The organism is Paenibacillus sp. FSL H8-0122 (assembly GCF_038005345.1).
In the GTDB taxonomy this organism is placed as follows: Bacteria; Bacillota; Bacilli; order Paenibacillales; family Paenibacillaceae; genus Paenibacillus_AQ.
The window spans coordinates 2,943,721-2,965,230 of sequence record NZ_JBBOTB010000001.1; the positions used below are offsets into that span (position 1 = coordinate 2,943,721).

19 protein-coding genes are annotated in these 21,510 nt (G+C 52.9%); 4 read left to right on the forward strand and 15 right to left on the reverse strand.

Annotation, left to right across the window (positions count from 1 at the left end):
• Window positions 1–5: 5 nt before the first annotated feature.
• From NSS64_RS12865 to aldA, 4 genes are all read right to left on the reverse strand, one after another.
• Complete coding sequence (locus tag NSS64_RS12865; protein WP_341140357.1) at window positions 6–938, reverse strand: carbohydrate ABC transporter permease; 933 nt, start codon at window positions 936–938, stop codon at window positions 6–8.
• Window positions 939–1,079: 141 nt separating this feature from the next.
• Window positions 1,080–3,185 (reverse strand): alpha/beta hydrolase family protein, encoded by a 2,106-nt coding sequence (locus NSS64_RS12870; RefSeq protein ID WP_341140358.1) that lies wholly within the window; start codon window positions 3,183–3,185, stop codon window positions 1,080–1,082.
• Window positions 3,178–5,823, reverse strand: a complete 2,646-nt coding sequence (locus NSS64_RS12875; RefSeq protein ID WP_341140359.1) for a glycoside hydrolase family 2 protein — start codon at window positions 5,821–5,823, stop codon at window positions 3,178–3,180. Before NSS64_RS12875 ends, NSS64_RS12870 begins: the two co-directional genes overlap by 8 nt.
• Window positions 5,824–6,099: 276 nt before the next feature.
• Window positions 6,100–7,545, reverse strand: a complete 1,446-nt coding sequence (aldA, locus tag NSS64_RS12880; protein WP_341140360.1) for an aldehyde dehydrogenase — start codon at window positions 7,543–7,545, stop codon at window positions 6,100–6,102.
• Between the two features lie 191 nt (window positions 7,546–7,736).
• On the opposite strand from aldA, the gene NSS64_RS12885 reads away from it, so the two are divergent.
• From NSS64_RS12885 to NSS64_RS12895, 3 genes are read left to right on the forward strand one after another with little or no spacing between them, the layout of a single operon-like run.
• Entirely contained in the window at window positions 7,737–8,474 is a 738-nt protein-coding gene (locus NSS64_RS12885; protein ID WP_341140361.1) for a (Fe-S)-binding protein, read from the forward strand.
• Window positions 8,471–9,898, forward strand: a complete 1,428-nt coding sequence (locus NSS64_RS12890; RefSeq protein ID WP_341140362.1) for a LutB/LldF family L-lactate oxidation iron-sulfur protein — start codon at window positions 8,471–8,473, stop codon at window positions 9,896–9,898. The genes NSS64_RS12885 and NSS64_RS12890 overlap by 4 nt, the downstream gene beginning before the upstream one ends.
• Window positions 9,895–10,593: a LutC/YkgG family protein gene (locus tag NSS64_RS12895; RefSeq protein WP_341140363.1), complete on the forward strand. Its 699-nt coding sequence runs from the start codon at window positions 9,895–9,897 to the stop codon at window positions 10,591–10,593. Before NSS64_RS12890 ends, NSS64_RS12895 begins: the two co-directional genes overlap by 4 nt.
• Window positions 10,594–10,631: 38 nt before the next feature.
• Here NSS64_RS12895 and NSS64_RS12900 read toward each other — a convergent pair whose 3' ends face one another.
• Genes NSS64_RS12900 through NSS64_RS12910 form a run of 3 tightly spaced genes read right to left on the reverse strand, consistent with a single transcriptional unit; the run spans window position 10,632 to window position 12,853 of the window.
• Window positions 10,632–11,243 carry a sugar O-acetyltransferase gene (locus tag NSS64_RS12900; RefSeq protein ID WP_341142808.1) on the reverse strand — a complete coding sequence of 204 codons (612 nt, stop codon included), beginning with the start codon at window positions 11,241–11,243 and terminating at the stop codon, window positions 10,632–10,634.
• Between the two features lie 28 nt (window positions 11,244–11,271).
• Window positions 11,272–11,958, reverse strand: a complete 687-nt coding sequence (gene bshB2 / locus NSS64_RS12905; protein ID WP_341140364.1) for a bacillithiol biosynthesis deacetylase BshB2 — start codon at window positions 11,956–11,958, stop codon at window positions 11,272–11,274.
• Window positions 11,959–11,980: 22 nt separating this feature from the next.
• Entirely contained in the window at window positions 11,981–12,853 is an 873-nt protein-coding gene (locus tag NSS64_RS12910; protein ID WP_341140365.1) for a LysR family transcriptional regulator, read from the reverse strand.
• A gap of 111 nt (window positions 12,854–12,964) precedes the next feature.
• Between NSS64_RS12910 and NSS64_RS12915 the strand changes: the two genes are divergently transcribed.
• Window positions 12,965–14,362 carry an MFS transporter gene (locus NSS64_RS12915; protein ID WP_341140366.1) on the forward strand — a complete coding sequence of 466 codons (1,398 nt, stop codon included), beginning with the start codon at window positions 12,965–12,967 and terminating at the stop codon, window positions 14,360–14,362.
• A 140-nt stretch (window positions 14,363–14,502) separates the two neighbouring features.
• Here the strand turns inward: NSS64_RS12915 and NSS64_RS12920 are convergent, their stop codons facing one another.
• The 8 genes from NSS64_RS12920 to NSS64_RS12955 form a co-directional block, all read right to left on the reverse strand.
• A complete protein-coding gene (locus NSS64_RS12920) occupies window positions 14,503–14,811 on the reverse strand; it encodes a hypothetical protein (RefSeq protein WP_341140367.1) in 309 nt (102 codons plus the stop codon).
• Window positions 14,812–15,077: 266 nt separating this feature from the next.
• On the reverse strand, window positions 15,078–15,620 hold the full coding sequence (locus tag NSS64_RS12925; protein ID WP_341140368.1) for a GNAT family N-acetyltransferase: 543 nt from the start codon (window positions 15,618–15,620) through the stop codon (window positions 15,078–15,080).
• 42 nt (window positions 15,621–15,662) lie between these two features.
• Window positions 15,663–16,379, reverse strand: a complete 717-nt coding sequence (gene bshB2 / locus NSS64_RS12930; RefSeq protein WP_341140369.1) for a bacillithiol biosynthesis deacetylase BshB2 — start codon at window positions 16,377–16,379, stop codon at window positions 15,663–15,665.
• 23 nt (window positions 16,380–16,402) lie between these two features.
• The gene (locus NSS64_RS12935) at window positions 16,403–16,747 is read right to left on the reverse strand and encodes a YojF family protein (RefSeq protein WP_076075603.1); all 345 of its coding nucleotides are present in this window, start codon (window positions 16,745–16,747) and stop codon (window positions 16,403–16,405) included.
• A 188-nt stretch (window positions 16,748–16,935) separates the two neighbouring features.
• The gene (locus tag NSS64_RS12940; RefSeq protein ID WP_341140370.1) at window positions 16,936–18,009 is read right to left on the reverse strand and encodes a hypothetical protein; all 1,074 of its coding nucleotides are present in this window, start codon (window positions 18,007–18,009) and stop codon (window positions 16,936–16,938) included.
• 98 nt (window positions 18,010–18,107) lie between these two features.
• Window positions 18,108–19,532, reverse strand: coding sequence for a sensor histidine kinase (locus tag NSS64_RS12945; protein WP_340940827.1), 1,425 nt, complete (start codon window positions 19,530–19,532; stop codon window positions 18,108–18,110).
• Window positions 19,510–20,217, reverse strand: coding sequence for a response regulator transcription factor (locus NSS64_RS12950; protein WP_340940828.1), 708 nt, complete (start codon window positions 20,215–20,217; stop codon window positions 19,510–19,512). Before NSS64_RS12950 ends, NSS64_RS12945 begins: the two co-directional genes overlap by 23 nt.
• Before the next feature lie 408 nt (window positions 20,218–20,625).
• Window positions 20,626–21,420 (reverse strand): SDR family oxidoreductase, encoded by a 795-nt coding sequence (locus NSS64_RS12955; RefSeq protein ID WP_340992876.1) that lies wholly within the window; start codon window positions 21,418–21,420, stop codon window positions 20,626–20,628.
• Window positions 21,421–21,510 lie beyond the last annotated feature (90 nt).

Below are 21,510 nucleotides of genomic sequence, written 5' to 3' on the forward strand. Positions count from 1 at the left end.
GGCTTCTACTCCCTGTTCAATTTCTTATCCAGCCTGAAATAAATAACGGTAAGCACCATCAGGATAAGAAAAGTAATAACCCCCAGCGCCATGGAATGGCCTGCTTCAAAACTCCGGAACGCATAATAATAGCTTTGGAGCATCAACGTCATTGAGGCATTATTCGGTCCGCCCTCGGTCATGACCAGCGGTTCATTGAAGATCTGAAATACCCCGCTGATCTGCAGAATCATCATCAGTCCGATCATGCTGGAGATTTGCGGAAGGGTAATGCTTCTGAAGCGCCGCCATACATTGGCCCCGTCGATCGAAGCTGCTTCATACAGATCATGATTGATGCTCTGAAGGCTTGCCAGATAGAGCAGCACCGTCCCACCGAAATTCCGCCAGGTGATTGTGAATATAATCAGCATAATGGTCATCTTCGGGTCCTGGAGCCACTGCTGTACCGGGAAGCCCAAGGCACTGAGCATACTATTCAGCAGACCGCCTTCTCCGGGCTCAAACAGGAACATCCATAACATTGAAGCGGCAATACCGGGAACCATACTTGGAAAAAAGACGGAAAAACGGAAAAATGACTTCCCGTGTCTGAGTTCATTAATCACAACAGCGACTACAATCGGGACGGCAAAGCCGATCAGCAGCGACCAGATCACATACATAAATGAATTGGTCAGCGTCTGCTGAAATGCCGAATTCTGAATCACATCCTTGTAGTTCTGCAGTCCGGCAAAGCTTACAGCATTATACCCCTCGGTGTTGAAGAAAGAGAGCACAATCCCTTTGACGAGCGGTTGCCAGGAAAAAAAGAAAAAGACAAACACTGTTGGCACTATCAGTATCCAGGATGACCAATCTCTGAGCAGACGCCGCACAGGATTCCCGTTCTTCTTCTTAGCCAATAAAGGCTGTGGATCAGTGATTCTTCCAATCATACTCCTGTCCTTCCTTCCTCCCGAAGCTATTGATTCACTCGGGTCAGGCGTTGTATCGGTGTTATACCTAAATGATAGCGTTTCCTCACGGAACCTGAAATCCGGTAACCCTGCGAAAGCGTTTGTAAAGCTACGTATTACTCAGGCTTCAGACAGCCCGGAGCTGATGCACAGCACAGCCGCTTCCGCGCGGAAGGCCTCGCTAGCCGGATTGGGCTGCTCCTCCAGAATGCGGAGAACCGACTGCGGCTCTACACCCGGCTGCGGCACCCGGGAAGGTGAGACCTCGGTCCAGTCCAGTTCGCCCCTCAGCCTGTAGGTTAGCCCGTACAGATAATAACCTGCACTTAATCCGTCAGCGGATGGGCTTATCCCCTCCTGCCATGAGCAGACTTCAAGGGGATGCCGCTTGTCCGGCAATACCCCGGACGCAAGGGTGATGCGCTTGTGTATGATCACTTGCTTGTTCTGTTCCCATGCCTGCTGATCCAGGCTCTCCAGCTCCAGCCGGTATTCCATGCCTTGCTCTCCATACAGTGTCCAAGCTACCGGACTGCCTGCGGGTACTAACTTCGGTGCCTCCAGAAAAACCGGCTGATGGGCCGGACTGAACCGTTCAGCCTGTTCCCATTCCCCTGCAGCCGGACTGCGTCTGCGGTAATGCACCGTCCCGGTGAAGTCAAGCTCCTGATCCTGCAGCAGAGCCTTCAGGCATAGGGCTGCTTGTTCGTAAAGATCCGTACAGTTGTTATGGCCGAAACGGTAGCCAATCTCATGACGCAGCGGAATGCCATAGCTTCGGACCTGTGCGGCAAAAGCAAAGCTGAACCGGCTCAGAGTGAAGGCATCATGTGTCCCTTGGTTGATCAGCAGCTTCGTACCGCCCGCCTTCAGCCCCGACAGGAAGAACTCGGATTCCAGTCCGGCAGTTTCCTTCAGACGGCCGGGGTCACTTTCGCCTGTAAGTGTCCACAGAAGAGTCTCAATTGCGGTACTGCCGGTCTCCGGATGCCTCCAGTTATCCTTCCAGATATCGCGGTAACCGGTGTCCACCTCTGCTACATGCCAGATCAGCGGGCAGGCGCCTTCCGCATACTCACGGGTAAGTCCGTTAAGAATCAGCGGCGGTGCATAGCATAGTGTGTAACGTACCCGGTAAGGCAGCCGGTGCGGGTTGCCTCCGGCCAGCAGCGCTGTCAATCCGCCGCGCGAACCTCCTACTGCCACTACCTGGTCTGCATCACCGCCATAGTGGTCCCGGGCTCTGGCAATTGCCGCCCCGATCCCTCCATAGATTGAGCCTTGCAGGGAACGGCTTCCGATGTAGCCTCCCCCGTTCCAGAGAATGCCAACCACTCCCTGGCCCGTGCTGGCCAGCGTCTTGCCTATGATCTCCAGAAAGGAAGGTCCCACGGTACTGAAGGTGTTCTCATTGGCGTCGTAATAACCATTGAACAGCAGCGGATACCTCTTGGCGTTCGCCCGATTCCAATAAGGCGGGAGAAGATAGGAAGCCAGGCTATGGCGGTTCTCCGAAACCAGCAGACTGTTGCTGATCAGCTGGAATACAGGTGCATCATCTACCAGCGCCCCTTCTTCTCTGGATTCATTAATGAAGACCACAGGATATCCGAAGGTCTTGAGCATACGGTCACTCAAGGATACCGCAACCAAATCATCGACTGCATAGAGACTGTAGCGGTCCCCGATGTAGTGCTCGAATTGGGGAGTTTTCAGTGTTTTCTCCGCTTCACCTTCCCCAAACAGCTCATAATCTTCAGTGTTATATACATAAGGGCTGTCCGCGTCGCTGTTATATAGCCTTACATGCTCGGAAATAACCTGCTCCCCCGCTTCGTCCATCCGCAGCTTTCCAATGCCGTCTGTTCCTCCATAGCGGAACCTGCCTCCTCCCTCTGCTGAATGGTTATCCCAGTGCGATACGACTGGAAACATATTGGTAAGCAGCGGGCTGACAAGTACGAACACGCCTTCTGCTGTATTGCTGTTCCCTGCTGATTCAGCTTCAACTTCAACGGTATCTTCATACAGGGTGGACCACTTTGCGTTAAGGTAGGTCACCTCGCCGCTGCGCTGACAGGCCAGCTTCAGAATGGAGTGATGCCGTCTTAAATACTCCGCCACTGCCCGGCTTACCGGAATGGTGACGGGCTCATGCCCGCCGGCTTGAACGTACCGGCTTAGCGGTACGAATGGCCCTGGTACAAAACACAATGGTTTACTCATGATTCTCCTGTCCTCCATCCGGTTTGCTTGTGCCCTGGGCACTCAGGAACGATTTGAATTGAATATCCGGCAGGTCATCGGAGATGCTGTGATTCTCCCCTGCCAGGAATCCTCCCGCCTGCTTCGGCGTACAGGTCACCGTCACCGTTCTTGCCTCACCCGGGAACAAGGTCAGGAACTGCTCGTCTGCTTCCAGCCAGTAGCGGTTCCCCTCCTCTTCAGCATGTACATGCAGCAACGCTTCACTGCCTGTATTAGCTACCGTGAAGCTGGCTTGCAGATTCGGCTCTCCAGTAACAGCGGGCAGCCATCTATTCTCCTGGCGTACCTGAAGATTGCCGCCTGTAAGCGTTAACGCTGATGCGTACAGATGCTGCCTGGCGGTAGAGAATACATATACATTCTGCTGCGGTTCTTCTTCACAGTTCACGAAGGACAATCTGACGAAATATAACCGGTGCTCCTGCTCAGGTACTGTGAAATTCAGGCTCCCGGCGCAGACTGCCCGGTCTCTGTCTCCTCGGGTTACGAATCGTTGCCGTTGCAGGCTCCGGCCCGCTGCATCCAGGACCTCCGCATCCGCTTCAAACCTGTCCCCTTCCCAGCCATGTACATATACATCTCCATGGAAACCGGTACCGGGTGTAAGCAGCAGACTCCGGTAGTCCAGCGATACATGCAGTGGACGGAAGGCCTGCTTCATCCAGTGGTAGGCCATCTTCGGTTCACCATAATAATCGACCAGATTGGTACAGGACACGTTCGGCCAGGGTTCGTTGAGCTGCCAGACAATACTTCCGCTGTTCCGGAACTTGCGCCGCCGGTTGGCCTCCAGCACGAAGCGGATGCCCTCCGCCTGAATCCACTGGCTGCAGGCGGAGAATTGTGCCAGATCCGTCAGGCTGCCGAATATTTCTTCATCCCGGCTCAGCGTATCCCACCACTCCCCGTGATGTCTCCAGACTGCACTATTCTCCATGGAGACCGGCTGGCGGCTGTCTGCCCCCAGGAATTTCTCCAGACTCTTGAGTGAGCTCAGCCCGTCTGCCCCGAATTCACTGTGCAGCAGATTGTCGTTGCTGCCGTATAACTCGTAGTGATACGGGTTACCCATGTACTTCCAGTGACCATGAACATCATGTCCCTGGCCCTTAGTCTCGGTAATATACTCCACCGGACCCGAAGCCGAGGTTGGAAGGAACAGCCGCTGCGGATCATACTGCTCGACCAGTTCCTTCAGCATCGCCAGATTGGAATCGCTTAAGTCCGAAGGCTTATTCGGCTCGCTCATTAACTCATTGCCGCCGCTCCATATCGTCATGGCGACATGATTGCGCTTCGCCTTGAGTGCTGAGCGGGCGGACTGGTGCAGCAGCTCAAGGAACTCCGGCTGCTTGGAAGGGATATTGTCAATCCCCGAGCTCGACTGGATGAATTCCTGCCAGACCATAATGCCATTCGCATCGCATAGATCGTAGAAGACCTGCTTCTCAATGATCCCGCCGCCCCATACCCGGACAAGATTAACATGAGCCGCTTTCATTAGACGGACCATCAGCTGATACTGTTCAACGGATACATTTCCGTAGAGATGGTCCAGAGGGGTCATATTCACCCCTTTCATGTAGATCCTGCGGCCGTTGATGACCACCGTGTAGGGCAGAGCATTGTCAGGACTGTCAACGTTGCGGATATAATCAAGCTTGCGGATTCCGGTTCTTATAACCCGCGTATCCAGCTCCTCCCCGGCTTCATCCAGCAGCTTCAGTTCAAGGCTGTAGAGCGGCTGCGCTCCGTAACCGTTCGGATACCATAGCTCCGGTTCAGGGATACTCAGCGTGGTCTTGAGCATCGCTCCAGCACAGACGGGATGCGTCTGCATCAGCAGCAGATTACCTCCGGGATCAGAGCAGGAGATATTCGCCGTCATTGTCCGGGCAGATTCAACTCCAGCCAAGGATGGGACGGCTGCCTGTATTTCAATCCTGCCAGTCACCTGACTGCTGCCGTCCTCTTCAAACTCAGCATCGGTTGTGATGGACATTTCGCCCCACGAGTAATCCTCATGTATCCTTAGCAACACATCATCCCAGATTCCAACGTTAACCAGCCGGGTAGAGAAATCCCACTTATAATTGAAACGGCTCTTCTGCGTGAAGGTGGCCGAGGTTTTGCCGATTTGCCCCATTTCATCGGGCGCCTGCTTCAGAAGCACGGAAATTTCAAGGTTCTCTTGAACGGAGAGCAGCTCTGTGACATCGAACACAGCCGGCTCAAACATTCCCGTATGCTCCCCAAGCAGGATATGATCAGCGTATACCGCTGCTTCATAATCGAGTCCCTGGAAGACCAGCTCCACTCTGGCCCCCTTCAACTCTGGTTGCTGCAAGGTCATACGGTACACCCACCAGCGATTCTCTACCCATTCGCAGCTCAAGCTGTTCAAGTCTTCATAGGGATTGGCAATCAAGCCCTGTCTGTAGAGATCGTAATGAACTCCCCCCGGCACCGTTGCCGGCATCCAGCCGGTAACCCCCATTAATTCCTGGCCAAGCTCCATACTTGTACCCTTCAGCGGCACCCAAGGCCAGTATCCTTTGACTTCCCAGTTCATTTCATTCAGCAGAATTTCCTTCATAGCTTCTCCCGTCCCCCCAAACCCTGATAATGTGGCGCTGTGTATAACCAAGAACGGCTCTGGCGCCAGCCCGTTAATGCGCTTACAATCCACAATACTCACCGTTTCATTACCAATGATAGCACCGGGTTCCCGAATCCGAAGGCCCCCAAATCTGTGAAATCGTTTGTGAATCTGCTCAATTGCAGATAAACCTATAACTTCTTACCTTCACACAAAAAATGCTCCCAAACTGCATGGGAGCATTTCTCTTATATGCGTTAATTATGAAGTCACTCAGTTAACCGACTTATCATACTGCAGGTAGACGACATGCGTCTGCAGGTATTCGTTCAAGCCGTGTTTGCCGTCAGCCCCGCCGATGCCCGATTTTCTCCAGCCTGCATGGAAGCCCTGCATCGCTTCGAAATTCTCGCGGTTGATATACGTCTCCCCGTATTTCAGCCGCTTGATGACTTTCATGGCAACATTCAGATTCTGCGTATATAGCGATGAGGTTAAGCCGAACTCACTGTCATTCGCGAGGGCAATCGCCTCATCCAGGGTAGAGAATGAAATGACGGGGATGACCGGACCGAAAATCTCTTCCTGCACAATCTCCATCTCATTCGTAGCATCTGTGATCACTGTCGGCTCGAAGAAGCTGCCGGTTCCTTCTACCTTTTTACCGCCCAGGGCAATCTTGGCTCCTTCCTGAACGGCCCGGTCCACCTTCTGCTGTACCGAATCCTGCGCGGCCTTGTTGATGAGCGGTCCCATCTGGATGTCCGTGTCCTTAAGCGGGTCTCCGTACTTCACGGCCTTCATCGCTTCAACCAGCCGAGTGGTGAACTCCTCCTTGATATCTTCATGGACATAGACACGCTCCGCACAGTTGCAGACCTGACCTGTATTAATGACCCGGGAAGCCACAATCGCCTGAACAGCCAGCTCCAGGTCGGCATCCTTCATGACGATAGCAGGCGCTTTGCCGCCCAGCTCCAAGCTGACCTTGATGATATTCTCAGCCGCCGCCTCCATAACCTTCTGCCCTGCCGGTACGCTGCCTGTAAGACTAACCATGCCTACCTTGGCATTACTGGACAGCTCGTTGCCCACTTCCGCACCTCTGCCAGTAATAAGGTTGAATACCCCCTTAGGCAATCCGGCCTGATCCACGATCCGGCTGAACGCCATGGCATTGTTTGGAGATTCCGCGCTGGGCTTCACGACAATCGTGTTGCCGGTAATGAGCGCCGGGGCCATTTTCCTCGCGATCAGAAAGAACGGGAAGTTCCAGGGCAGAATGCCCGTGGTGACGCCTATCGCTCTTTTGAATACAAAAATATGTTCATTATCACGGTCGCTCTGCACGATCTCCCCCTCATAACGCCGTGCCCACTCCGCCATATAATCCAAATAATCCGCAGTGAAATGAACCTCTACGGTGGATAATTCCAGGGTCTTGCCGACTTCCTCCGAGATCAGCCTGGCGATGCTGTCCGCCTCTGCCCGAATGCCGTCAGCAATCGCATGCAAATACTTGCCGCGCTCTACCGCCGGAGTCTCCTCCCACGCTGCCTGGGCCTGCTCCGCTGCATCAATGGCACGTATAACATCATTTCTGGTTGCCTTAGGAACCTGTGAGATGACTTCATCGGTTGCCGGATTGGTCACTTCCATCCACTCTTTGCCTTCGGATTCCGTAAATTGGCCGTTGATATACATCAAATGCTTGGTCACTGTTCATCCCCCTCAAGGTAGATTATCCCATTGTAGATTATTCCATTTCTCCAATTACCCACCCATAGTGTAAACGCTATCAATATTTATTGTCAATAAGTTTCACATTTTTTATTTGTTTTTGTGTTGTTTTTCATTGACTTGTTGAGTTAAGCTGTGAGTATAAGTTTTCATTGATGGGAGGGATGGGAGTGCGAGTCAGTATTTTTTCCACTTGTCTGGTAGATCTTATGGCTCCGAACGCCGGTATTGCCATGGTGGAGGTGCTAGAGCGGCTCGGGTGCGAGATTGATTACCCCGCTTCACAGGTCTGCTGCGGCCAGCCTACGTACAACAGCGGTTACTTGCAGGAATCTAAGCTTGCTATGCAGAACATGATGCTTGCCTTCGAGGCTTCGGATTATGTTGTAGGTCCGTCCGGTTCCTGCATCGCTATGTTTCATGAATATCCGAAGATCTTCAGTGGTGACCCGGATTGGGAATTGAAAGCGGTTGCGCTAAAAGAAAAATCGTATGAACTCACCCAGTTCATTGTAAAAGTGCTGGGTGTCACTGATGTCGGTGCCACGCTCGAAGGTACGGCCACCTACCACCGCTCCTGCCATATGACGAGGCTGCTGGGTGAGAAGGAGACTCCCTTCCAGCTGCTGGAGCAGGTGAAGGGACTGAAGCTTGAGCCGCTTAAGAACAGCGACAACTGCTGCGGATTCGGCGGAACTTTTGCAGTGAAGATGCCTGAAATCTCCGGGCAGATGGCCGATGAGAAATGCGGCTGTGTGCTGGATACCGGAGCGGATATCCTGATCAGTGCAGATATGGGCTGCCTGATGAACATCGGCGGGCGTCTGTCCCGCAAGGGTGAGCCGGTACGGGTGATGCATATTGCAGAGGTGCTGAACCAGCATACGCAAAGGGGGGAACTGACTTGAGCCTGCAAACGGATTCACGTAACTTCAGCGAGCGGACCTCGGAAGGCCTTGGGGATTCCTTCATGCGCAGTGCCGTGGGGGCGGCACAGGACAGCCTTAAGACTAGGCGGCTGTCCGCGGCTACCGCATTAGGAAATTGGGAGAAGTGGCGGTCGGTGGGCCAGCTTATCCGTCAGCATACGCTGGCGAACCTGGATTTTTATCTGGAGCAGCTTGCGGATAATATTGAGCGGCAAGGCGGACATATCTATTTTGCCGCAACCAAGGAAGAGGCCAGCAGTTATATACGGGATGTTATTGTACGCAAGCAGGCGACGCGAATCGTCAAATCCAAGTCCATGGTTACTGAGGAGATTGAACTGAACCGTGTGCTGCTTGAAGCCGGTTGCGAGCTGATTGAGACCGATCTGGGAGAGTACATTCTGCAGATGGATGACTGGGACCCTCCCTCCCATATCGTAGCCCCTGCACTGCATAAAGACCGGGAGCAGATCAGACGCGTCTTCGCAGAGAAGCTCGGATATACCGGCGACGAGACGCCGGAGAAGCTGGCCGGGTTCGCCCGCACCGTCCTGCGCCAGAAGTTCCTGGATGCGGAGGTCGGGATTACGGGCTGTAATTTCGCCATCGCCAATCTGGGCGCAATTAATCTCGTCACGAATGAAGGGAACGGAGATCTCACCGCTGCGATCCCCAAGACGCATATCGCAGTTATGGGCATGGAGCGCATTGTACCCACACTTGAAGAAATGGAGATTCTGGATAATCTGCTCTGCCGCAGTGCTGTCGGCCAGAAGCTGACCAGCTATATCACGGTCATGGGTCCCTCAGCGGCGGGTGAGACCGACGGACCGGAGGAATTCCATCTGGTGGTCGTTGATAACGGCCGTTCCGATATTCTGGGGAGTGAATTCAACGAAGCCTTACAATGTATCCGCTGCGGTGCCTGCCTGAATGTCTGTCCGGTCTACCGCCATATCGGCGGCCATGCTTACGGTTCCATCTATCCGGGTCCAATTGGGGCAGTCATAACCCCGCTGCTTGGCGGTTATGACGATTATAAGGAGCTTCCGTATGCGTCCAGTCTCTGCGGGGCGTGTACCGATGTCTGCCCAGTAAAAATCCCGCTGCATGAGCAGCTCATTATGCACCGTCAGAACATAGTGAAGCAGAAGAGAACCGGCGCTGCTGACCGATTCCAGATGAAGGCCGCCGCCAAGCTGCTCTCCTCCCCTGCCTTGTTCGGCAAAACCCTCAGACTCGCCCATTCTGCCAGCCGGATCATGAGCAAGCAAGGGCGCATTGTACGGGGACCGGCTATTATTCAGGGATGGATTCGTTCACGCGACCTGAAGCAGCCCGTCAAGCAGCAGGACAGCTTCAGGGCGTGGCTGGAGAAGCGCAAAGGAGGGGCAGAGCAATGACAGCATCCCCGAACACGAATACGAAGATGAATACGAATAAGGAGGCTTTTCTGAATACCATTGCCGCCAAGCTGGGCCGGGCACGGAAATCAGAGGTTCAGCGTCCTGCGATCCAGGAGTTCATTCCTGACAGCTACGGTCCGCTTACCCAGGAGGATCTTGTAGAGATGCTTAAGGAGCAATGCTTCTTCATCCACACTCAGGTGATTGAAACGACGCGGGAGCTGCTGCAGAGAACGTTATTTGATCTGTTAGAGGCAAATGGCGGCGGGGATGTGATGACTTCCGGTGATCCCCGGTTCAGGGAGTACGGGCTGGCCTTCCCGGATGCTGCCGTATGGGAGGAAGCGGCGGGACGGGCGGAGAATATCAGGCGTGCTGAATCGGCGAATACAGCCATTGTCTTCGCCGACTGCGCACTTGCGGAATCTGGAACGGTTGTGGTGGAGAGCCGCCCCGATCAGGGACGGTCGCTCCATTTCCTGCCCGCCCATTATATTGCGGTGATTGAACGTGAGAAGCTGGTGCTTCGCTCCACGGATGCCGCCGCAGCGTTTAACCGTAGAATTCAGGCGGGAGAACCGGTGGGTTCATCGATTAATTTCATCTCCGGTCCCTCCAATTCCGCAGATATTGAAATGAAGCTGGTGGTCGGGGTGCATGGACCGCTGAGGGCTACTTATGTGCTTATTTAGAACGAATTCCGTCCCTTAAGGACGGTATAGCAGCGATTCTACACGTAATCCGTGACGTCAAACTCTCTATCCTTGTAATAATATTTCCGGTCCTCCTCCGTGATCTCACGGACAATTCTGCACGGGCTGCCTACGGCGATCACATTATCGGGGATATCCTTGGTCACCACACTGCCTGCCCCGATGACTACGTTGTTCCCGATGGTTACGCCCGGATTCACAATGACATTGCCGCTGATCCACACATTGTTGCCGATGGTGATGGCAATCCCGTATTCATAGCCTGAATTCCGGGAATCGGGATGGATGGGATGGCCCGCTGTGTAAAGCGATACATTCGGAGCGAACATAACATTCTCGCCGATGACCACCTTGCCTACATCGAGAATCGTACAGTTGAAATTGGCATAGAAATTATTCCCTACAGTGATATTCGATCCATAATCGCAGCGGAAGGGAGTCTCAATATGCACAAGCTCCCCCGTCTTGCCCAAAAGCCTGCGGATCAGCCCGTCTCTCTCCTCATGAGCATCTGGAGAAAGTGAATTGAGCTGGTGAACCAGCAGCCTGGCGGCTGTCCGCTCTTCGGTTAATCCGTCCAGCCACGCTTTATAGGGCAATCCTGCGAGCATTCTATCTTTTTGATTCATTAGATTCATAGGTGATTCCTGCCTTCTCTTAGTGTTGTGTGTCCAAGGGGTAGGTCCAGAAGGCTTCCTGCCCGAAGCGGAGCTGAATATCCTCCGCCGTCAGCTCCTGGTTACCGACCAGCTCCGCCGCCTGGTATTGGGAACGGTGTGCCTGGATAGAAGCCATCTTCTTGTCCAAGTATGCGGTGACATCGACATGCACATCCGGGAGACCGATGTACTCCTCATGGCCAATGGCGAATGCCAAGCAGTGAACCACCGGCCGGTCAGCGGCAGGCAGGCGAAGGACTGCCCGGATGACCGCCGCTCCGGTGGCATCGTGATCAGGATGCACGCTGTAGCCGGGATAGAAAGTAATCACTAGGGACGGCGTCAGCTCCCGAAGCAGGGACAGCATCGTATCTTCCAGCAGGCGAGGGTCGTCGAACTCAATCATTTTATCGTGGAAGCCCAGCATTCTTAAATCCTGTATCCCAATAGCTTGGCAGGAAGCACGCAGCTCCTCCCTGCGGATCTCCGGCAGTGTCACCCGGTTGGCGAACGGCGGAATCCCCATATTGCGCCCCATCTCGCCTAGCGTCAGGCAGGCATAGGTTACTTCTGCGCCTTGCTCAATATACTTCGCAATAGTGCCAGCCGCTCCAAAAGCCTCATCGTCAGGATGCGGAAACACCACCAGTATGCGCTTATGTTCTGTAGTCTGTGTATCGTTCATAGGTTCATCCCTCCCGGTGACATTATAGCTTAGCGAAATACTCGATAACAACCTCACGGAAAATCAGGCCCGCCTGTGAAATATAGCGGTTCTTATGCCATAACAAGGCGATTTCCCTAACCAGCCTGTGGTCCTCCAGCGGAATCAGACGGATATGATCGTGCGTATTCCTCGCCGTACCCGGTATGAAGGCCAAGCCGATCCCGGCTTCCACCAAATCAATTAAGCGGGCCGGTTCGTCTCCCTCATACACATAGCGTGGCATGAAGCCTGAAGCTTGGCATACGGAATCCACCAGATCACGAATCCCGTAGCCTTGTTTGACACCGACAAACCACTCATTCTTAAGCTCTATCAAGGCGAGGCTCTTGCGGTTTGCCAGAGGGTGAGCGGCTGGAACGGCAAGGTAAATGTGATCGTTACAGACCACCTGACATTCAATATCCTCCCCTCTTACCGGAGGAGAGGACAAGCAGAAATCAACTTCTCCTCTCTGTAGAAGAGTAATCATCTCCTGCATAGGCAGCATTTGCACGTGAAAATGGATGTCCGGCTGCTTGAGGCGAAACGCCCGGAGGATAGCAGGCAATGTGCTTGCGGTGGTTACCGCTAATTCAAGGGTGCCGGACTCCAGGCTGAACAGGTCCTTAAGCTCCTGCTTCCCCTGCTCCAATTCAAACAGCGCCTTCTCTGCACGCTGAAGAAATCTGCGTCCCGGCTCGTTTAACCGCAGCTTCCTCCCGCTCCGGTCGAACAATGAAACTCCGAGATCCTCCTCCAGCCGTTGAATGGTCTTGCTCAGGGAGGATTGGGTAACATGCAGCTTGTGTGCGGCCTCGGTCATATGCTCCAGGCGGGCAACCGCGATAAAATACTGCAATTGAAGAAGCTCCATATCCCGCCTCCATTCATTCCTTCAAGTCTATGAAATCATAACATGAAATGCGTTGGAGTAAATAACTCTTATCCTGTACGATAACTGTACAGTACTTGAGGGGGAATAACAATGAATGCACGCAGCTGGTGGTTAATGATATCCGTTGGGCTGGGAATGATGCTTAACCCGCTTAACTCTTCGATGGTGGCTGTGGCGATTCCCAGGCTGCAGCAAGCATTCAAGCTTGAGTTCACCGTTGTCTCCTGGATTATTTTTTCATTCTATATTGGCAGCGCTATTGCTCAGCCTGTCATGGGCAGAGCCAGCGACATCTTCGGCCGCAGGAGGATTTTCCTGGCCGGACTGGTGATCGTCTTTGCAGCCTCCCTGCTCGCGCCTTGGTCTCCGGGCTTCGGGGGACTCATCGTTCTGCGGATTGTCCAAGCGATCGGAACCAGTATGGTGGTGGCTGTGGGGATGGCGATCATCCGGGTGAATATTACAGACAAGCAGGCTTCCGCTCTGTCCGTGTTGTCCATGTTTACATCGGGAGCGGCAGCGGCAGGACCGTTCATCGGCGGGGTCTTGATCCATGTGTGGGGCTGGTCTTCCATCTTCTACATCAACCTGCCGTTCGTAACGGCGAGCTTCCTGTTAGCCTGGAGGACCATCCCGCAAGACAAGCCGTCCACAGCCGCATTACCCAAGCCGTCCCTGCGGCAATGGATGAACCGGATAGATGTGCCAGGCATTCTGCTGTTCGCCACGGGGCTGGTGGCTGTGCTTGCGCAATTGCTGTCCGCCAAGTCCTCCGGTCATGTCTCCCTATTCAATGTAATCATCGGCCTGTCCGGGCTCATCCTGCTTGCGGTCTTCGTAAGACATGAGTTAAGAGCAGCGATGCCCTTCATTCCTCTGCGTACCTTCGCCAGGTATCCGGGGCTGATCCGGGTCAATATTGAATTTATGCTGGTTAATCTGTTATTCTATTCCGTCTTCTTCGGTCTTCCTTCTTATTTGCAGCTCGTTCGTCAGGTCAGTGAATTCCACACGGGGCTACTGATGTTAAGCCTGGGTCTATGCTCGCTCGCCGTTTCTCCATTCGCCGGAAGATGGATCAACGCCTCAGGTCCCCGGCCTGCTCAGGCAGTCTCAGCCATCCTTATGACCGTCGGGTCGGTGTGGATCGTGATGCTGAATCCGGCATCGCCTGTAATGGGCATTATACTGGCCCTGGCTGCCTTTGGAATCAGCAACGGACTGAACAATGTCGCCATGCAAGCGGCCTTGTTCAACAACTCGCCGAAAGAGATCATCGGGGTAGCCTCCGGCTTATTCAGTACGTCCAGATACTTCGGGACGATCCTGTCCTCCCTGCTGATTGGAATCATCATGGGCGACCGGTTCAGCTTCAGCGGATTCCGCTTTCTGGGGATCGTCCTTACCGGAATTGCCCTGTGCCTGGTGTTCATGTCCCGGCGGCGATCACTAACCAAAGGCTCCCATCACAGTCTTGATGACCGCTAGGGAGCCTCTGGAAGACGGATCTGAACTCTCATTATTACTAACGATCCCTGCAATCCGGTAAACGGTCCATTCTCCATAAAGCGGGTCAGCAGAGTGTGAAGCTCTCATATTCTGTTCTGATATGTATTCATTCTGGTTCCCTACCCCTCAACCACATCGGCCCGCAGGTCCGTGGCAATCTCAAGAATCACAGGCACAATCGCCTCCATGGACAAGGCCACGTACAGATCGCCCATATACAGCCGGAACGGGTACTCCGCGCCCTCATGACTCCACATGAAAAAATCCCCCTCGATCGACATCGTACTCTCCGCACCCTGTACAGTGTAGACCTGTGAATAGCTGAAGCCGGATTTATCGGCAAAGTATTGCTTGCATTGCTCTAGGGTTAGCGCCTGCTCTGCATTCTCTTCCTGCATGGAACGGGTAATTCGTAAACGCTGGCTCATTGGTGATCCTCCACAATGTTAATATTTAAGCTAATAAATTGAACTATTGATTTTCAGGTTTTAGGATTAGCCGTGACTCCAGAGAAGTTTTGGACCTCCGGCCGCTGTTGTCTGCAGATTTCTTAATTCATCCCGTTTTTAACGGTTGAAATCCGCAGACAAAGGCGGACGCTACCGCTCCTCCAGTTCCAAAATTCCCCTCCGCCACTTTTCCTTTAACTTAATTTTTTTGTTCAATCTATATAATAATTCGTGTGTTAACTCCGTTAACTAATATCGGCCGGGTTGATAATCGCGAGAATCTGGTGGTCCTTCCACACCCCGCGGATCTTCACGTTCAGCCGGGCAATGCCTTCCTTGTGGAAGCCTGCATGCTCCAGCACACGGATGGAGCCGGGATTATCCGGTGAGGCTTCCCCAGTAATCCGGTGGAACTTCAGCTCCTCGAAGGCATAGCGCACGACCTGCTGCACCGCCTCCGTCATATAGCCTTTACCGTTATAGTCCTTGTCCAGACTGTACCCGATCATACAGCTCTGCAGCGGTCCCCGCACCACAAAAGACAGACTGACAGTACCGATGATCCGGCGGTCTGCCTTATGAATCACCACAAAGTCATATCTCTCGTCCGCTGCCCTGTACTCTTCATACTGCGTAAGCTTGTCGAGCTGGTAGTCTTCCGTATAGAAATCGTCGCTAATATCAGGCGAATGCTCTTCAAAAAACTCGCGGTTACGCAAATACATCCCCGTCAGCTCCGTGGCATCTCCCGCCTCGGGGAACCGGATGTATACCCGTTGTTCTGTCATCTGTATATCTCCAATCCGGTCTATAGTATACATTATAATTGTTCACTTACAGCACAATGCCGCTTCCTCCGGCTGTTCCTTGCATTCAGGGAACCGGTAGGTCCAGAAGCGTTCCATACCGTACTTGCCGCAGATTACTGGATCAGTTGGCAGAAGGCTACCAAGCACTTTATCCTCCTGGAACTGGGTGCGGTGCGCCAGAATGGAGTTGATTTTGACAGTGATAAAAGGCGTGACATCGATGACTACATCGGCTGCTCCAATCCGCTGCTGATGGTTATTCGAGAAAGCCACACTATGTACAACCGGACGTTCCGCTGCGGGCAGCCGGGCCATTGTACGGATCACCGCAGCACCCGTGGCATCATGATCCGGGTGCACGCTATATCCGGGGTAGAACGTAATAACCAGCGACGGGGTAAGCTCCTTCACGAGCGATTCCATCCGCTGATCCAGAAGCGCCGGGTCTTCGAACTCAATCATTTTGTCATGGAAGCCCAGCATCCTCAGGTCTTGAATTCCAATGGCCTTACAGGAAGCTTCGAGCTCCGCTTGGCGGATGGCTGGCAGAGTGATACGGTTCGCGATCAGCGGAACGCCCATGTTCCGGCCCATCTCTCCCAGTGTCAGACAGGCATAGGTCACCTCTGCACCTGCTGCGATATACATCGCCAGCGTCCCGGATACGAAGTAGGCTTCATCGTCAGGATGGGGAAGTACCACCAGGATTCTTGCATGGTCCATAGATTTATTATTCATGTCTGCTTAATCCTCCAGTATCATTAAAAAGGGCTCCGGCTAAGCTGCAACGCCACGATCAGCTTGCCCATACTGTCATGTCCGGCCAGAATCAGCCGCTCATTATCCTGCTCATCCACATGGGTCAGGCCTTCTGCATAGATCCAGCCCTTCTCTGTCTTTAAGCCCACCCGGTAGGGTCCTGTCCCTGAGATGGAGCCGTTCGTGTAACGGATCTCGGCATTGCTGATGAACACCGAGCCCGGAGCACGGGAGCTGTCGAAATGGCTGGCATAGGCTCCGTTTGTAAGTTCAAGATGGATATATAGATCCTCAGAGACGAAATCGTCGATCCGAGTCTGAATAGCTTGGGGTTGAATGAGCTGCATAATGTCCTCCTAGAGTGTAAAAGAATAGCTGGTTCCAGTTCATTCATTATACATGAAATCACTGAAGCTCAAAACTGGAACAGTTACACCTGCTAACCTGTCCAAGCAACAGAAAAAGAGCCTGCATAAGGAATTCTGTGAATTCCTTGTGCAGGCCCGCTGACGGGAAGCCGCTTTTCCACGCTGAATTACAAATTAACTATAGAGAAGACCTTATCATTGATGAAATAGACATATTGGTTGCCGTACACTACATACCCGTCATAAACCTCGTCCGGGTCTCCCCAGGAGAGCAGAAGCTCTGTGATCGTCATGCCGCTGACCGCCCGCTCTTCACGGATGGCAGACCACATTTTATCGCTGATCTTGAAGGTGGTTTGCGGATTCTTGAAATATAAGATGTCTTCGACGTAATCACCATAATCACCCGCAGTTGGATCAATCTCCACCGGAATCTCCTGTCCGTTGGCCCGGCGGATGATCATTTCTAAATTCCCGTTTACAGGATTGGAGCGGAAATTGGCGATGGTTGCTTTCTCAAAGTTCTTGAACGGACTATCTGTAATCATGGCGTTCCGGGTCCACACTGTTAGTCCATTATAGTAATACTTCAGATAATCGATATTCTCACTATAATACATGGTATTGTCCACAAAATCGTTCAAATCCAGGACCCATTCGGCTCCGGCTTCATTTTGCATCACAAAGTTCTGGTTGTTGTCATCAACGTACTGTACACTTTTCACCCAATGGCTTCCCGGGTGCCCATATAAATAAACCTTTTTGCCTAGCACAATGCCCATGGTACCTGGCAGCTTGCTGATGGCGTAGAGCATACTGTTGCTCTTATTTTTGCCATCCTCTGTGCTCCAGACGAACAACGCTATGGCGCTGGAGGCATATTTGCCGTCGATCGCTCCGAGCTTCAGCAGGGTTTTGAAGGCCACGTAGTTGGTGTTCTTATACAAGATGGAGTTATCCTTGTTCAGCTTGGTACTTCCTTTGCTGCCTGTGAGCGTTACGCCAGTAGCATCTGCCGCCACAGTGAAACCGGGAATCTGCCCGGCCAGCTTAACCGGTACATAGGCAGAGCCGTTCACAAGTACAGATTTAACTGGCGAAATAAGAAGGTTGCCTTCGACAAATGTAGCAATCTCCTTGTACGCCGGTGCGGCTGCGGCCGCTGCCTGTCCGGCGCCTCCCGGATAGACCAGTCCGAGCGCAAGCAGCAGAGTGGTGAGCAGTAATGCAAGTTTTTTCATAGATGTTCTAATTCCTTCCCCCGATGTAAGTTAGGTGTCCCGGCAAGGTGCCGGAATCTTCCAGATCAGTACATTCGACAAGAAGTTAATTATTTCCTCTATTTCGGAATACGGATCACAAACACCGTCGGTTCCCCTTCCCTGCTCTCCAGCAGCAGCGTGCCCTCCATCTTCTCCACATTCTTCTTGGCGATGGATAAGCCCAGTCCAGTTCCTCCGCTGGCCGTTGTCCGCGCCTCATCACCGCGAACAAACGGATCAAAGATTGTAGACCACAGCTCCTTCGGAATACCAACTCCATTGTCCGCAATTTCGATCCTGATCTGCGTGTCCTCGGGAATCACAGATACCCGGATGCGCGTCCCTTCGGGATTGTAGGCCAGCGCATTGCCGATCAGGTTGTTGATGACACTGGCGAACAGCTCGGGATCATAACGGGCATAGACCTCTTCTTCGGGCACCTGCAGGTGAAGCTCGAAGTCTTTTTGCTCAATCTCGCCGTAGGTGTCAGCAATAATCTCCCGCAGATGGTCGCCCAGTTCAAGGCGCTCTATGCGCAGAATGAAATCGGGTGAGTCCAGCTTAAGCAGATCCAGCATATGCGTAATGAGCTTGGTGACCTGCACGGACTTGGTGTAGATGTAATTCAAATATTTGGTCTGCCGCTCCGGGTCGGTCACGCGTCCTTCGATAAGGGCCTGCGCATACCCTTGGATGCTGGTAATCGGGGTCTTCAGGTCATGCGACAGATCGACCATCAGCCGCTGCTTGCTTTTCTCAGCCAGGCGCTTCTCCTCGGTGGTCTTCTCGATCACATCAGCCATATAGTTGAAGCTGTGGCCAATCCGCAGGAACTCCGTCTCCGCATAGAGGGCGATCCGGGTGTTGTAATGCCCTTCCATCATACGGTTCAAGCCTAGATTCAGCACCCGCAGCGGCTTCTTGATCCGTCTGGAGACCCAATAGCTGTAGACAAAAATCAGCAGCAGAATCAACCCGCTGACCAGGAATACATAAAAGAACACCGAATGATTCAGATAGGAGACCAGAAACTCGTTGTTAATGGAGATATTAATTACATCGCGGGGAATCTTAAGCAACATCCAGGCTGCCCCGCTGTCTTGCTCCGTAACACTCGTGATGGAATAGTAAAAGGGCTGGTCGCTGCGGTTCTCCAGTCCCAGATACAGCATGTCCTCTTCATAAGCTTGAATATCATCCTGCTTCTCACCAATGACCTGAATCACCCGCTTGCCGGAATCCAGCAGCTCCAGCCAGCCTCCGCTCTTCAGCAGACGCTCACTCTCCGGCCCCTGGCCCAGCTCCTCCCGGTACGTCCCGGCCTCCACGGACAGATTGGGATCTGGCGTCATCCGGTCCCGGATGACTTGGGCGATATCCTTTTGTACGAACAGGTAGACCACTAACACCAGCATCAGCAGCATGCAGTTGAACAGCAGGAAGTCGATGGTCAGCGACGTCTGCAGCGGGCGGTTATCTCTACTTTTCCACGGGTGCTTCAATTTTGTACCCCAATCCCCTGATCGTCTTCAGGTATTCCGGTCTCTTGGAATCTCGTTCGATCTTGTCGCGGATGTTGCTGATGTGCACCATAATGCTGTTGTCCTCGTAGACGTAGAAATCTTCCCAGACAGTCTCATATATCTTCTTGCGTGTAAACACACGGCCCGGCTGCTGCATCAGCAGCTCCAGGATTTTGTATTCGGTAGAAGTCAGAGCGACGGCCTCCCCGGCCACCTCAACCTGACAGGTGCTCCGGTCCAGTGTCAGCCTGCCGAGCACGATCTGCTCATTCGGCTTCTCCTCCTCCGCTGCCTTGGCATCGAACTGATGCACCCGCCGCAGCATGGCCCCGGCACGCGCCACAATCTCCAGCGGATTGAAAGGTTTAGCGATATAGTCGTCCGCTCCGAGCTCAAGCCCCAGGATTTTGTCATGATACTGGCTCTTGGCGGACAGGAACAGTACAGGGAAATGCTCGTGCTCCCGAATCCGCTTCAGCAGCTGCAGCCCGTCCATCCCCGGCATCATAATATCCAGTATCGCCAGGTCAATCTTGTTATTCTGCATCAGCTTCAAGGCTTCGATTCCGTTCTCTGCCGTCAAAATGTTATATTCCTTCTCCAGATACAGCTGCAGAAGCTCAACAATCTCCGATTCGTCATCGGCTATGAGAATGGTATACATGGTGAATCCCCCTCTATCTTGTCATGCAAGCCGCGCTCTTTGTAACTATAGCCTGCCATTCTTAATCCAGTCTAAACCAAATCTAAAGAAAAGATAAAGAATTATTACAACTGACATTATAACTCGAAGCCTGGTCGTCGCTGCGGTGAACATTTGGACTTCCGGCCGCTGTTGTGTTTGGATTTCCTGAATATAACCGCTTCTCGCGGTAGAAATCCAAACACAAAGGCGGTCGCATTCGCTCCTCCAGTTCCAAATTTCCCCTCCGCTTCTTTTTGCTTTTCGTAAAAAACAATAACCGAACAATACAAAAAGAACAGCTGTACAGCCAATAAATGGCTGAACCGACTGTTCTATTAGGGAGAGGATCACTTAAGCAACAATTATCGGTGAGGGTTACGCTTCACCTTACACCGTAGGTACGGTTCCCCCGTCAATCACGTACTCGGCACCCGTGATGGATGCTGCCCGGTCGGAAGCGAGGAAGGCTACCAGCTCGCCCACCTCCTCAGGAAAGCCGGGACGGCCGATGGGAATGCCGCCCAGCGCGTCCATTACCGACTGCAGCGCACTTTCCACACTGCCTGTCACCTCCGCAATATTATTCAAGAAGGCTTCGGCTGCTGTAGTTTGAATGAAGCCCGGGGCTACGCGGTTTACCCGGATACCCTGGGGAGAGAACTCCTTGGACAGGCTTTTGCTGTAATTGCTTAACGCAGCTTTGGCGGCTGCATAGGGGATGGTCGATTCGATCAGCGGCAGCACTCTTTGAATCGAAGAGATATGGATAATTACACCCTTGCCCTGCTTCAGCATCAGAGGAATCAGCCCCCGGTCCAGCCGGACGGCTGCCAGCAGGTTCAAGTTCAGCGCATCCATCCAGTGTTCATCGCTTGCGGCCAGGAATCCTCCGGCAGGGGTAGCGCTGCCTCCGATGTTATTCACTACAATATCGATGCTGCCGAAACGTTCGTTGACTGCCGTAATTACTTTCTCCACGCCTTCTTGCTTGGACAGATCTGCCTGGACGAACCATCCCGAATCTGCCAAATCTTCCGGGACGGTGCGGGCGGTTGTCATCACGGTAGCTCCAGCCGCCTTGAATCTGTTTACGATCGCTTCCCCCATTCCCTTGGTACCGCCTGTGACCAGAATTTTTTTACCTTCGTATTCTGTCATTGGGTTTGCATAAGCTATAGTCATTGCTGCAGCCTCATTTCATTTGAAATTCCTCAGTCCAGCTGGAAGTTCCAGCCGCTCAAGGTATATATGTATCTTAAGCTTGATTAAATT